Raw genomic sequence first — 12,814 nt, forward strand, 5'->3', positions numbered from 1 at the left:
TGCGTCAGCCGGCCAACCGGGTTGACCTGCGGGGACGGTACCAGCACTCGGCACCGTCCCCGCCCGGTCGAGACGGTCTTGACGCTCCGTCAGGCGGCCGGGCCGGGCGACGGGATCTCCCCCAGCACCTCGGCCAGCACCCGCGCCGCCCGCTCCGCGTCGGCGAATCCGACGTACAGCGGGGTGAAGCCGAAGCGCAGCACGTCCGGCCGCCGCAGGTCGCCGACCACGCCCCGCTCGATCAGGCGCCGCATCACGGGCTCGGCGGCGTCGCAGCGCAGGGCGACCTGGCTGCCGCGCTCGGCGTGCGCGGCCGGGGTGACGGAGGTGACCCGGCCCGCCGGAACGTACGCCTCGACGCACTCCAGGAAGAAGTCCGTCAGCGCCAGGGACTTGGCCCGTACGGCGGCCACCTCCACCCCGTCCCACACGTCGAGCGCCGCTTCCAGCGTCAGCATGGAGACGATGTCGGGGGTGCCGACCCGGCCCCGTACGGAACCGTCGGCGGGGGCGTAGCCGGGGGTCATGCCGAACGGGTCGGCGTGCGAGTTCCAGCCCGGCAGCGGCGAGTCGAAGGCCGCCTGGTGGCGCTCGGCGACGTACAGGTAGGCGGGCGCACCGGGGCCGCCGTTGAGGTACTTGTACGTGCAGCCGACCGCCAGGTCCACCCCGTGCTCGTCGAGCCCGACGGGCAGCGCGCCGGCGCTGTGGCACAGGTCCCACACCGCGAGCGCGCCCGCCGCGTGGACGGCTGCGGTCAGGCCGGGCAGGTCGTGCAGCCGGCCGGAGCGGTAGTCGACGTGGTTGAGCAGGGCCACGGCGGTACGGGGACCGAGCGCGGACGGTACGTCGGCGGGGGCGACGGGCACGATCCGGTGGCCGGTGAGCCGGGCGGCGGACGCCGCGATGTACCCGTCCGTGGGAAAGGTCGTCGCGTCAACCAGGATCTCGTCGCGTCCCTCGCCCGCGATCCGGGCTGCGGCGACGACGGCCTTGAAGACGTTGACGCTGGTCGAGTCTCCGACGACGATCCGCCCGGCGGCGGCCCCGACGAGCGGGGCGATCCGGTCGCCGATCCGCTCGGGCGCGGTCCACCAGCCGCTCTCGTCCCAGGACCGGATGCGCAGCTCGCCCCACTGGCGGGTGAGGACGTCCTGCACGCGGGCGGGGACGTGCACGGGCAGCGCGCCCAGCGAGTTGCCGTCGAGGTAGACGCCGTCGTCGAGCGCGAAGAGGTCGCGCCGGGCGGCGAGCGGATCGGCGGCGTCGAGCCGCGCGGCCCGCGCGCGGAGGCCGTCCGCCGCGGTCGTGGTGGTCGTGGTCTCAGACATGGCTGCGCGCCGTCCACAGCTCGGGGAAGACGTTCTTCGTGGCGCGCTTCTCCAGCCAGGCGACCCCGGCGGAACCGCCGGTGCCGGTCTTGGAGCCCATCGCGCGGCGGGTGGCGACGAGGTGGTCGTTGCGCCATCGCCACACCAGCTCGCCCACGTCGGTGAGCAGCTCACCGAGGCGGACCAGCTCGTCGTTCTGGTCGTCGGAGGCGTAGATCTGCGCCCACACGGCCTCGACCTCGGGCGAGGGCTCGTACCGCTGGGTCAGGTCCCGGGTGGTGACGCTCTCGGGGACGGCGTATCCGCGCCGGGCCAGCAGGGCGAGGGTCTCGTCGTACAGGCTGGGCTCACCGAGCGCCTTCTCCAGCTCGGCGTACACCCGGGGTGCGCCCCGGTGCGGCACCAGCATGGAGGCGGACTTGTCGCCGAGCAGGAACTCCATCCGCCGGTACATCGCGGACTGGAAGCCCGACCCCTCGCCGAGGGAGCCCCGGTAGGAGTTGAACTGGGCGGGGGTGAGCCCGGCGAGCGGCCGCCAGGACTCGTTGAGCGCCTCCAGCTCGCGCAGCGAACGCTTCAGGGCGTCGCGCGCGACGGGTATGCGGTCCTCGCGCAGGGCGCGGGTGGCGGTCTCCCACTCGTGGACGATGACGGTGAACCACAGCTCCATGACCTGGGTGGTGACCAGGAAGACCATCTCGCCGGGATCGTCCGAGCGCAGGTGCTGGAGGTGGGTCAGGACATCCGCCTGGACATAGTCCTCGTACGGAGTCGTGCCCGCGAAGTCCAGGTACGGGGTGTCCGCACCGGTGGCTTCGGGGTCGGGGTGGTTGGTCGACATTTCTGTCTCCTCGACACGAGCTTCCGGGTAGCGGTCCGCCCCTTCCGTGAGGTGGTGGAGCTCCGGTCCCCTGCTCGCATACTAAGCCGGACCCGCGCGGCATGGGCAGCGGGTCCGGCTCGGGAGGACGCCGGGGGACTCAGCCCAGGATGTCGGCGGCGGTCGGCGAGGAGTCGCGCAGGAACGTCGTGCAGCGCTCGTGCTCCGCGGTCTCCCCGATCGCGCCCGCGGCCCTGGCCAGGGCGTGCAGGGCGCGCAGGAAGCCGCGGTTCGGCTCGTGCTCGAACGGGACGGGCCCGTGGCCCTTCCAGCCGGCCCGGCGCAGGGAGTCGAGGCCGCGGTGGTAGCCGGTACGGGCGTACGCGTACGACTCGACGACCCGGCCGGCCTCGAACGCCTCGTCGGCGAGCTGCGCCCAGGCGAGCGAGGAGGTCGGGTACTTCGCGGCGACCTCGGCGGGCGGGGTGCCGGCGGCGAGCAGCTCGCGCGGCTCGGGGTCGTCGGGGAGGTGGGTCGGGGCGGGGCCCCCGAGCAGGTTCTCGTGGATGGACATGGTTCAAGTGTGCCTGCCGTCACGTCCGGGCGGGACCTCGCCCCGGCTCTGCGCGCGGCCCCGGCCCTCCCGGTGCTCCGGCTCCAGCGGCGGGGCGGTGACCCCGCAGTGCACCGCGCACTCGGGCCGCTCGTCGCGGACGGCGGCGGTGGCGGCCGGGGTGCGCACCGTCCACCAGGCGAGGACCGCGCCGACGGCCAGCAGCCCCGCGCACATCGGCATCGCCCGCCGGAACGCCGCGGCGAACTCTCCCGCGTCCCGGTACGCCTCGGGCCCCATTCCGGCGAGCAGCGGCAGGGAGGCCACGGCGATGAGCCCGGCGGCACGGGCGGCGGCGTTGTTGATGCCGCTGGCGAGACCGGCGCGCCCTTCGTCCACGGCGGCCAGGACGGTCGCGGTGAGCGGCGCGACGACCACGACGAGGCCGGTGCCGAGCACCAGGACGGCGGGCAGCACCTCGGTGACGTACCCGCCGACGGAGGCGCTGCCCGGCCCCACCCGCAGCATCAGGAGCATCCCGGCGGCGGCCAGCAGGGGGCCGACGGTGAGCGGGATGCGGGGCCCGATGCGCCGCCCCAGCTCACCGGACGTGGCGGAGAAGAGCAGCATCAGCACGGTGGTGGGCAGCAGCGCGGTCCCGGCCCCCAGCGCCGAGTACCCGGCGACGACCTGGAGCTGGATCGCGGAGAGGAAGAAGAACCCGCCGAGGGCCGCGTAGACGCAGAAGGTCACCAGATTGACCGAGGTGAACAGCCGGGAGCGGAAGATCGACGGCGGCAGCATGGGGTCGGCCCGCCGCCGCTCGACCCGCACGAACGCGGCCCCCAGCAGCAGTCCGCCGAGGGCCGACCCGATCACGCGCGGCGAAGCGCCCTGCTCCGGCGCCTCGATCAGCGCGTACGTCACCCCGGCGAGGGCCAGCGCCCCGAGGACGGCCCCCAGCACGTCGAACCGGCCGTGCGCCGCCGGATCACGCGACTCCGGTACGTGGCGGAGCGCGACGGGTACGCAGATCGCGGCGAGCGGCAGGTTCAGCAGGAACACCCACCGCCAGCCGGGCCCGTCCACGAGCCACCCGCCGACGAACGGCCCCACGGCCGCCCCGACCCCGCCGAACCCGGACCAGAGGCCCACGGCCCGCGCCCGGTCGTCCGGATGGAAGCTGGCCTGGATGAGCGCGAGGGACCCGGGCGTGAGCAGCGCCCCGCCGACGCCCTGAAGTGCTCGGGCGGCGATGAGGACGCCCGAGTTCGGCGCGATCCCGCAGAGCAGGGAGGCCGTCGCGAACCACACGACGCCGACGACGAAGACCCGCCGCCGCCCGTACCGGTCCCCCAGCGCCCCGCCGAGCAGGATCAGCCCGGCGAGCGTGAGCATGTAGGCGTTGACGGTCCACTGGAGGGCGGCCAGACCGGTGCCGAGGTCCTCCCCGATGCGGGGCAGGGCGACGTTGATGACCGTGGAGTCGAGCATCGCCATGCCGGACCCGAGCACGGTGGTCAGCACGACCCAGCGCCCGACGGGCGAGGCGACCCGGATCTCTCCGGGGGCGGAGGCAGCAGCAGCCATGGGGCCAGCGTGCCCCGGTATGCCCTTCCCCGCACCCCTGCGCGTGCACGGGGCGCAGGTGTCGGGATCCAGCGACGGCACCGCGCAGGCCGGGGCCCCTGCGCGTGCTCGGGGCACTGCCCGCGTTACGGGGCGCCGGGCGCCCGCGTTCCGGCGTGTCAGGGGGCGCTGGCCCCGGGCTCCCGGGCGTCAGGGGCGCTGCCACCGGGGCCCCGCGCGTCAGGGGGCGCTGCCTCGGGCCCCAGGCCCCTGCGCCTTACGGGGCGCTGCCCCCGGGCTCCCGGGCCGCCGACCCCCGCATTCCCGCGCGTCACGGGGCGCGCTGCCCGCGTCACGGGGCACTGCCCCGGGATTCCTGCGCGTCAGGGGCGTTGCCTCGGGCCCCCAGGCCCCTGCGCGTCAGGGGGCGTTGCCGTCGGCCCCCGGGCCCCCGCGCGTCACGGGGCGCTGCCCGGGCCCCCGGGCCGCCGCCCCCGCTCCTCAATCGCCGCAGGGGCTCGTTCTCAGGCTCCCCGCCGCGCGGATCAGCGCCTCCACGCCCCGCACCGCCTTCTCCCGGGGGCACCCCACGTTCAGCCGGACGAACCCCGGCGCCCCGTAGACGGAGCCGCCCATGATCGCCACCTTCTCCCGTTCCACCAGCACCCGCTGCAACGCGTCCTCGGCCACCCCCAGCGGCCGCAGGTCGATCCAGGCCAGGTACCCGGCCTGCGGCGGTCGCCAGCCCAGCTCGGGGAAGGCGGCCCCCAGCCGCTCCGCGACGAGTTCCAGGTTCCCCGCCACGTACGTCCGCACCGCGTCGAGCCAGGCCGCACCCTCCCGGTACGCCGCGATATGCGCGGTCAGCGACAGGACGGCCGGCGACGCCAGCCCCTCCGCCGTCTCCATCCGCCGCAGGAACTCCGCCCGGTCACCCGGGTCCCCGATGAACCCGTACGACCCGGTCAGCGCGGGAAAGTTGAACGCCTTCGACCCGGAGGTGATCAGCGCCCACCGGCCCTCGCCCGCCACCCGCGTCCACGGCACGTGGACCCGCCCGGCACCGTCGTCGTGCACGAAGTCCGCGTGGATCTCGTCGCTGATCACCGCGACCCCGTACCGCTCGGCGAGCGCCGCCGTCCGCGCCAGCTCACCGGCCGTCCACACCCGGCCGGTCGGATTGTGCGGCGAGCACAGCACCAGCACCTTCGCGTCCGGACGGGCCAGCTCCCGCTCCAACGCCTCCTCGTCGCCCACCGGCACCCCGCGCAGCTCCCGCCCGAGCCCGGTGACGGCCTTGCGGAAACCGTCGTACACCGGGGTGTGGACGACGACACCGTCCCCCTCGCCCGTCCACATCTGGAGCAGCTGGGAGAGCTGGTTGAGCACGGACGGCCCGTAGACGAGCTGTCCGGTGTCGATCCCGGTGCCGTACCGGGTGGCGTACCAGTGGGCTATCGCCGAGCGGAAGTCGTCCTGCTGCCAGGTGGTGTAGCCGAACACGCCGTGGTCCAGGCGGGCCCGGAGCGCGGCCAGGACCTCGGGGGCCGTGGCGAAGTCCATGTCGGAGATGGTGAACGGCAGCAGGCCGTCGACCCCGAACCGGTCGGCGACCCCGTCCCACTGGACGCACCAGGTGCCCCGGCGGTCGACGGCGGTGTCGAAATCGTAGGGCGCACCCATGAACAGATCCTCTTCTCTCGGCTTCGAACTCCGGCGCTCCGGCACTCCGGCACTCCGGCCACGTCCGTACAGCAGCGGGCCCGGCCCTCCGAGGGAGGACCGGGCCCGACGCCGTACGTCCGTGCGGACGGGTGACTACTTCAGCTTCGTGCCCGTGGAGCGCAGGTTCGCGCAGGCCTCGGTGACGCGCGTGGCCATGCCCGCCTCGGCGAGCTTGCCCCAGGTGCGGGGGTCGTAGGTCTTCTTGTTGCCGACCTCGCCGTCGACCTTCAGGACACCGTCGTAGTTGCGGAACATGTGGTCCGCGACCGGGCGGGTGAAGGCGTACTGGGTGTCGGTGTCCAGGTTCATCTTCACGACGCCGTTCTCCAGCGCGGTGACGATCTCCTCGGCGGTGGAGCCCGAGCCGCCGTGGAAGACGAAGTCGAACGGCTGGCTGCCGGCCGGCTTGCCGTACTTCTCGGAGACGCCCGCCTGGAGGTCCTTCAGCAGCTCGGGGCGGAGCACGACGTTGCCCGGCTTGTAGACACCGTGGACGTTGCCGAAGGAGGCGGCCAGCAGGTAGCGGCCCTTCTCGCCCAGGCCGAGCGCCTCGGCGGTGCGCAGCGCGTCGTCGACGGTCGTGTACAGCTCGTCGTTGATCTCGTGCGTGACGCCGTCCTCCTCACCGCCGGTCGGGGTGATCTCGACCTCAAGAATGATCTTGGCGGCGGCGGCCTTGGCCAGCAGCTCCTGGCCGATGGCCAGGTTGTCGGCGAGGGTCTCGGCCGAACCGTCCCACATGTGGGACTGGAACAGCGGGTTCAGACCCTTGGCGACGCGCTCGGCGGAGACGTCGAGCAGCGGACGTACGTACCCGTCCAGCTTGTCCTTGGGGCAGTGGTCCGTGTGCAGCGCGATGGTGACGTCGTACTTCGCCGCGACGATGTGCGCGAACTCGGCCAGGGCGACCGCGCCCGTGACCATGTCCTTGTTGTGCTGGCCGCCCAGGAACTCCGCACCACCGGTGGAGATCTGGACGATGCCGTCGCTCTCGGCCTCCGCGAAGCCGCGCAGGGCGGCGTGCAGGGTCTGGGACGAGGTCACGTTGATGGCCGGGTAGGCGAACTTGCCCGCCTTTGCCCGGTCGAGCATCTCGGCGTAAGCCTCGGGGGTTGCGATGGGCATCTGACCGCTCCTTGGGATGTGCGGGTGTGCAGGCTGTGAGTCCCTGACCTGGGGGCGACGTCATCGTCGCCCCCATCTTCCCAGACTTGCCCCCGGGCTCCACCCGGTGGACCCGGTTTCCCGTGAAACCGGGTCCGTCGCGGGTTCAGCTCAGGTCGAGATCGGCCACCGAGTAGACGGCGACGTACGGCAGGCCGGCCTCGGCGATGGCCGGGGCGGCCCCGCGCTCGACGATCACGGCGACGGCGACGACCTCGCCACCCGCCTCACGGACGGCCTCGACGGCGGTCAGCGGCGAGCCGCCCGTGGTCGAGGTGTCCTCGACGACCAGGCAGCGACGGCCCTTCACGTCCGTGCCCTCGATCCGGCGCTGCATCCCGTGCGCCTTCTGCGCCTTGCGGACGACGAACGCGTCGAGTGTCTCCCCCCGGGCGGCGGAGGCGTGCAGCATCGAGGTGGCGACCGGGTCGGCCCCGAGCGTCAGCCCGCCGACGCAGTCGTAGTCCAGCTCGGCGGTGGCGTCGAGCATGACCTGCCCGACCAGCGGCGCGGCCCTGCCGTCCAGCGTGATCCGGCGCAGGTCGATGTACCAGTCGGCTTCCAGCCCCGAGGAGAGGGTCACCTTGCCGTGCACCACGGCCTTGTCCTTGATCTGCTGGAGCAGGTCAGCGCGTACGTCAGTCATGTCCACGAGGGTAAGCGGTGCCGCACGGCCCCACGGCCGGACCCTCGGGCGGCACCCGGCTCAGAGCCGGGTCCAGCTCCAGGTCGTGGTCATCTCCAACGGGTCGATCGGGGTCACCAGGCGGGGCGCGGTGTTCAGCCCGTTCGGCGGACCGGACTGCGGCTCCACGCAGACGGCCTCGTCCTGCTCGTCGTAGATCACCACCCACTCGCTGCGGCTCTTCACCGTCAGCTCCAGCCGCTCCGGCCAGGTGAGCTTCACGTCCACACCGTCCGGCATCCCGAAGCAGTCGTCCCAGGGGCCGGGACGCGGGTCGATGCGCCGCCCCGTCGGCAGATGGTCCGCGCCGCGCTCCTCCTGCCAGGCGGCGTCGAAGGACAGCTCGGCGTCCCGGCCGTCGAGGGTGCGGTGGAACCAGGGGTGCCAGCCGGCCTGGGCCGGGAAGGAGGTGCCGTACGTCTCGACGGCGAGGCCCAGCGTGAGCGTGTCCTCGGTCAGCTCGAAGGTCTGCGTCACCCGGCCCTCGTACGGCCAGGGTTCGGCGAGGTCGTAGTAGAAGGCGGCCCGGCCCTCGGCCACCTCGGCGGCCGTGTGGGCGGGGCGCCAGGAGGTGTCCCGGCCGGTGCCGTGGATGGCGTGCGGCGGGGAGTTGAGCGGCAGCTCGTGGGGCTCGTCGCCGTTGCGGAACGTCCCGTACCCCGTGCGCCCGCACCAGGGGACCATCGGGAAGCAGCCGTACCGATCGCCCTGGCGCAGCAGTTCGGTGGACCCGATCCGCAGGCTGCTGATCCGGCAGCCGTGCACGGGGTCGACGGTCAACTCGGCCGCGCCGACGGACAACCTGATGTTCTCTTCGCTCCTGCTCACCCGACGACCCTACTGGCGGCTCACGGCCTGCGGCGCCGCAACGCCCGGCCCAGCACCACGGCGGAGGCGACCGCGAGGGCGGCGGCGGGGGCGACCCACCGCAGGGTGGTGCTCGCACCGCCCGCCTCCGGGGAGGGCACGGGGGCGTAGCGGCCGCGCGGCGGCGCGTGGTCGACCTCCTCGGCGCTGCGCCCGATCATGGTGCGGCGGGCGTGCGCGGCCTCGGCGGGCGGCTCGTCCGGGACGGTGAACTCCACCCCGGCGACGGGATCGAGCGAGGGCGGCGGCACGGGCGAGTCGAAGACGGACCGGGAGCCGTCGGAGCCCGCGTCGGTATCGGGGTCGGCGTCGTCCCCCGGGACTTCGCCCGGAACGGCATCGGCGCCGCCCTCGGCGTCCCCGCCGTCTCCGCCGTCCTCGTCGCCCGCAAGCCCCTCCGCGGCCACGGCGTCGGCGTCCGTGTCGGGAGCGGGACCGGCATCGGCATCGGCATCCGCGACGGCGGCCGCGTGGGAAGCGGGACCGGCGTCAGGGCCGGAGTCGGCATCGGGAGCGGGACCGGCGTCCTCGTCGTCGGGCGCCGCCAGGGACTCCGTCACCAGCTGCTGGGTGAAGCGGTCCAGGAGCCGGTGGGCGGCCGCGAGCGCCGCGCCCTCCGCCAGCTCGACCAGCCGCCCGTCGCCGTCGGCCGTACCGCTGTAGGCGACCGTCGTCCCGCCGTCCGCCGCCGTGAGGCCGATGGTCAGGGCCAGCTCGACCGCACCGGTGCCCCGGGCCTCCACCCCCTTGCCGGTGACGGAGAAGCGGTCTCCCTCCGGCCCGGTGAGCCGCAGCTCGCCCCGGTAGGTGATGGTGTGGCCGCCCGCCCGCAGCTTCAGCCGGCCCGCCAGGGGCGACGCCGACGCGTCGGCGTCCTGCTGGAGACCGGGGACGCAGCGGGCGACCCGGGCGGGATCGTCCAGGGTGCGCAGCAACGTCGGGACGGGAACCGGAACGAACACCTCATGCTCCATGGAAACCGAGCCTAATCGGCCACGGCCCCGAACGTCAGCGCTTCGAACCGCCGAGGGCCCCGAAGAGCCCCGAAGGGCCCCGATGGATCACTGCGGGACCACCGGGGACCACCCAGAACCGGCTGAGGAGCCCCCGACGGGCCCTCCGCAGGACCGCCGAGGACCGCCCAAGGCCCCTCCGCAGGGGCTTCTCAGGGCCGCCGCAGGCCGAGGGCCGCACACGGCCGGGTTCACGCGTCCTCCCAGTACCGCGGGTGGATCAGCGTCGAGGGGAGCAGCCCCGGCAGCCGGGACCGGGCCGCGGCCCGCGCCCCCTCGCGCAGGTCCCGGCCCCGCAGTGAGCGCGGTTCGGGTCCTCCGGCGGCCAGCGCGGCCTGCGGGGCCTCGCCCGCCGCGGCGAGGAGGAAGCCCCAGTCCTCCCGCTCCCGGTCCTCCCCGCCGCCCCGGTCCGGGCTCGCGGTGAGGCCCGCGTACCGGCCGGTGACGCGGTAGGGGCGGGTCGCGAGGCCGCCCGCGCGCACCGAGGCCTCCACCGTCCAGAAGGTATGCGGCCGGGCCCCCAGCGGTCCGGCGTGCACCACGAGCCGCCCGTCCGGGGCCAGCGCCTCCGCGATCAGCCCGTAGAACTCGGCCGAGTACAGCTTCGTACTGGCGGTGATGCCCGGGTCCGGGAGGTCGGAGATCACCACGTCGTACCGGCCGTGGTCGGCCCGGAGCCAGGGGAACGCGTCCGACCCGACCACGGTGAGGCGGGGGTCCTGGAAGGCGTGGCCGTTCAGCTCGGAGAGAGCGGGGTCCGTCCGGGCCAGTCGGGTGACGGCGGGGTCCAGCTCGACGACGGTGACCGCGCGGACGTCCCGGTAGCGCAGCACCTCCCGGGCGGCGAGCCCGTCGCCGCCGCCCAGGATGAGCACCCGGGCGCGGGGCCCGTTCATCGCGGGGTGCACCAGCGCCTCGTGGTAGCGGTACTCGTCGCGGGCGCTGACCCGGAGCCGGCCGTCCAGGTACAGGCCGAGGGAGTCCCGGTCGGCGCCGGTCACCACCACCTCCTGCACCCCGGTCTGCACGGCGACCCGCACCTGGTCCCCGTACACCGCCCGCCGCGCCGCCCGCTCGAAGTCGTCGGCCAGCGCCGTGGCGGTGGCCAGGACCGCGATCACCGAGACGTTGGCCAGGACGAGGAGCCAGCGGGAACGGGGGCTCAGATCGCGCCGGAACACCCACAGGACCAGAGCCCCGCCCGCCGCCGCGTTGACCGCGCCGGTGAACAGCGCACCGGTCAACTGCCCCAGCATCGGCAGCAGCAGAAAGGGGAACGCCAGCCCGCCGACCAGGGCGCCCACGTAGTCGGCGGCGAAGAGATCGGCGACGGCCCCGCCCGCGTCCTGCCGGTCGACGCGCTGGATCAGCGTCATCAGCAAGGGGATCTCCGCGCCGATCAGCACCCCGATCGCCAGCGAGAACCCGACCAGGGCGTACTGCGAGTCGCCGAGCCAGGCGAACGAGGCGTAGAGGACCAGTGCCGACGAGCCGCCGATCAGGGCGAGGGCCGCCTCGATCATCCCGAAGCCGACGGCGGCACGGCAGCGCAAACGTTTCGCGAGGAGCGATCCGATGCCCATCGCGAACACCATCACGGAGAGCACGACGGACGCCTGGGTGACCGAATCGCCGACGAGATACGAGGCGAGCGCGACCAGTTCGAGCTCGTAGACGAGACCGCAGGCGGCACAGACGAAGACCGCGGCCAGCACGAGGAACCGGCCGGTCCTCGGCCGTACGGGAAGCCGCGCCGCGCCCCCTCGCAGCGACATCTGCTGGTCGATCATGACGCGAACGCTACGTTACGACACCGTCGCGCCTTGTCACCCACACGGGTGCAAGTGCCCCTCCCGCTCAGCCCGCGGGTGCGGGAATCCGGGCCCCCACCCGGGTCCGGGTCACCACCAACTGCCCCTCCTGCGGGTACGCGTGCCAGGTGCGCCACCGCACCTGCCCCTCGGTGCGCTGGGCGAGCATCGCGGTGAAGGCGTACGGGCTGCCGGGGAACGTGCCCACCAGACCGTGCGGGTGGTCGCTGACCAGGGCGAGCAGTTCCTGCGCGCGCCCGGCGAACTGCCCCTGGGTCAGGGTCTCCACCCGCGCCGCGAATTCGTACTCCCGGTCCCCCAGGCGCTTCGAGACGCCGAGGGGAAGGGGGGTGCTGCTGCCGGGCATGCAGGCCACGGTCTCGGAGCAGACCCCGTGCTCCTCCTGGAGAAGCACCTGGTGGGAGGCGCCGAGCAGCCTCAACTGGAGTTCGGCGCCGTCGAACCGGAGGTCGAGGACCGCCAGGGCGGGCAGCGGCTCCCGCCCCAGCATCCAGGCCAGGTCGGCGGCGCGGGTATCGGAGTAGGCCGTCTGGAGGGTGGTGAGCATGGGTGGGCTCCGCAAACACACATGGACACCGGGACAGCAGAACGCCCCCTGCATGACTGCGTGTGGGAGGTGAGGGGCGCCCGATCTGGTCCAACTGGGGTCCGAGGGCTGAATGTTCTCTTCGACGAGGGAATCATGAAGTACGCCGCACTCACAGCGTTTTCGCCCAACTTGCCGTGGTTTCCATCCCCTCGGGGGCCCCACGGTTCACCTGTTCAACCAAAAACGTCCGCGTCGCTCAACGAAAAGGCGCCCGGAGGGAGTTCACCCCCCGGGCGCCCACCGCCGGGTCACGGTGAGTGACCGTGCTCGGGGCGGCCGGTCAGCTGCTGCCCCCGCCGCAGCCACCGCCGCCGCCCCCGCACGAGGAGCCGCCCCCGCAGGAGTGTCCGCCGGAGTGCCCGCCGGAACCGGAGTCGCCGCCGGAGCTGGAGTCGCCCCACGACCACCAGCCACCGCCGGAGCCGCCACCGTCGAAGCTGTCGCCGCCGCCCGATATCACGCTCGGGGAACGCCGGCTTCCCTTGCGCTTGCTCGACGCCCTGCTCCCCCCGGTGGCCCGCAGAACGGTCAGCAGTCCCCCGACGACGACCGCGGCGATCACTGTCCCGATGAAGAAGCCCATGGCCCCCACCCGCCTTTCCTTCCCCCGAAGCGAGGTCCCCCGTCGCTTCCCCGTTGCTGTGTGACAGGGGCATTCCCCACGCC

General features: G+C 73.8%; 12 protein-coding genes. All 12 read right to left on the reverse strand.

Features of this window, described 5'->3' with window-relative positions; all coding sequences use genetic code 11:
* Positions 1-89 precede the first annotated feature (89 nt).
* Positions 90-1,331 (reverse strand): kynureninase, encoded by a 1,242-nt coding sequence (kynU, locus tag KME66_RS15425; RefSeq protein ID WP_073218993.1) that lies wholly within the window; start codon positions 1,329-1,331, stop codon positions 90-92.
* Entirely contained in the window at positions 1,324-2,172 is an 849-nt protein-coding gene (locus KME66_RS15430) for a tryptophan 2,3-dioxygenase family protein (protein ID WP_032767052.1), read from the reverse strand. Before KME66_RS15430 ends, kynU begins: the two co-directional genes overlap by 8 nt.
* 139 nt (positions 2,173-2,311) lie before the next feature.
* The gene (locus KME66_RS15435) at positions 2,312-2,725 is read right to left on the reverse strand and encodes a DUF3151 domain-containing protein (protein WP_073218990.1); all 414 of its coding nucleotides are present in this window, start codon (positions 2,723-2,725) and stop codon (positions 2,312-2,314) included.
* Positions 2,726-2,728: 3 nt separating this feature from the next.
* A complete protein-coding gene (locus KME66_RS15440; protein WP_073218986.1) occupies positions 2,729-4,294 on the reverse strand; it encodes a DHA2 family efflux MFS transporter permease subunit in 1,566 nt (521 codons plus the stop codon).
* Positions 4,295-4,774: 480 nt separating this feature from the next.
* Positions 4,775-5,956, reverse strand: coding sequence for a MalY/PatB family protein (locus tag KME66_RS15445; protein ID WP_216322922.1), 1,182 nt, complete (start codon positions 5,954-5,956; stop codon positions 4,775-4,777).
* A gap of 135 nt (positions 5,957-6,091) precedes the next feature.
* Positions 6,092-7,123 (reverse strand): class II fructose-bisphosphate aldolase, encoded by a 1,032-nt coding sequence (gene fbaA / locus KME66_RS15450; RefSeq protein ID WP_073218979.1) that lies wholly within the window; start codon positions 7,121-7,123, stop codon positions 6,092-6,094.
* 145 nt (positions 7,124-7,268) lie between these two features.
* Positions 7,269-7,808, reverse strand: a complete 540-nt coding sequence (gene pyrE, locus KME66_RS15455; protein ID WP_073218975.1) for an orotate phosphoribosyltransferase — start codon at positions 7,806-7,808, stop codon at positions 7,269-7,271.
* A 60-nt stretch (positions 7,809-7,868) separates the two neighbouring features.
* A complete protein-coding gene (locus KME66_RS15460; RefSeq protein WP_216322925.1) occupies positions 7,869-8,675 on the reverse strand; it encodes an aldose 1-epimerase in 807 nt (268 codons plus the stop codon).
* A gap of 20 nt (positions 8,676-8,695) precedes the next feature.
* On the reverse strand, positions 8,696-9,688 hold the full coding sequence (locus KME66_RS15465) for an SRPBCC domain-containing protein (RefSeq protein WP_216322926.1): 993 nt from the start codon (positions 9,686-9,688) through the stop codon (positions 8,696-8,698).
* 230 nt (positions 9,689-9,918) lie between these two features.
* Positions 9,919-11,517, reverse strand: a complete 1,599-nt coding sequence (locus KME66_RS15470; protein WP_216322928.1) for a polyamine aminopropyltransferase — start codon at positions 11,515-11,517, stop codon at positions 9,919-9,921.
* Between the two features lie 67 nt (positions 11,518-11,584).
* Positions 11,585-12,106 (reverse strand): DUF2617 family protein, encoded by a 522-nt coding sequence (locus KME66_RS15475; protein ID WP_073218964.1) that lies wholly within the window; start codon positions 12,104-12,106, stop codon positions 11,585-11,587.
* 322 nt (positions 12,107-12,428) lie between these two features.
* Positions 12,429-12,731 (reverse strand): hypothetical protein, encoded by a 303-nt coding sequence (locus KME66_RS15480; protein ID WP_216329375.1) that lies wholly within the window; start codon positions 12,729-12,731, stop codon positions 12,429-12,431.
* Positions 12,732-12,814 lie beyond the last annotated feature (83 nt).

Source organism: Streptomyces sp. YPW6, assembly GCF_018866325.1.
GTDB lineage: Bacteria > Actinomycetota > Actinomycetes > Streptomycetales > Streptomycetaceae > Streptomyces.

Coding starts and splice junctions, on each gene's coding strand:
- KME66_RS15475 (WP_073218964.1), bottom strand. CDS start 12,106: ATGCTCACCACCCTCCAGACGGCCTACTCCGATACCCGCGCCGCCGAC.
- KME66_RS15465 (WP_216322926.1), bottom strand. CDS start 9,688: ATGGAGCATGAGGTGTTCGTTCCGGTTCCCGTCCCGACGTTGCTGCGC.
- KME66_RS15435 (WP_073218990.1), bottom strand. CDS start 2,725: ATGTCCATCCACGAGAACCTGCTCGGGGGCCCCGCCCCGACCCACCTC.
- KME66_RS15480 (WP_216329375.1), bottom strand. CDS start 12,731: ATGGGCTTCTTCATCGGGACAGTGATCGCCGCGGTCGTCGTCGGGGGA.
- pyrE (WP_073218975.1), bottom strand. CDS start 7,808: ATGACTGACGTACGCGCTGACCTGCTCCAGCAGATCAAGGACAAGGCC.
- KME66_RS15470 (WP_216322928.1), bottom strand. CDS start 11,517: ATGATCGACCAGCAGATGTCGCTGCGAGGGGGCGCGGCGCGGCTTCCC.
- KME66_RS15430 (WP_032767052.1), bottom strand. CDS start 2,172: ATGTCGACCAACCACCCCGACCCCGAAGCCACCGGTGCGGACACCCCG.
- KME66_RS15440 (WP_073218986.1), bottom strand. CDS start 4,294: ATGGCTGCTGCTGCCTCCGCCCCCGGAGAGATCCGGGTCGCCTCGCCC.
- fbaA (WP_073218979.1), bottom strand. CDS start 7,123: ATGCCCATCGCAACCCCCGAGGCTTACGCCGAGATGCTCGACCGGGCA.
- kynU (WP_073218993.1), bottom strand. CDS start 1,331: ATGTCTGAGACCACGACCACCACGACCGCGGCGGACGGCCTCCGCGCG.
- KME66_RS15445 (WP_216322922.1), bottom strand. CDS start 5,956: ATGGGTGCGCCCTACGATTTCGACACCGCCGTCGACCGCCGGGGCACC.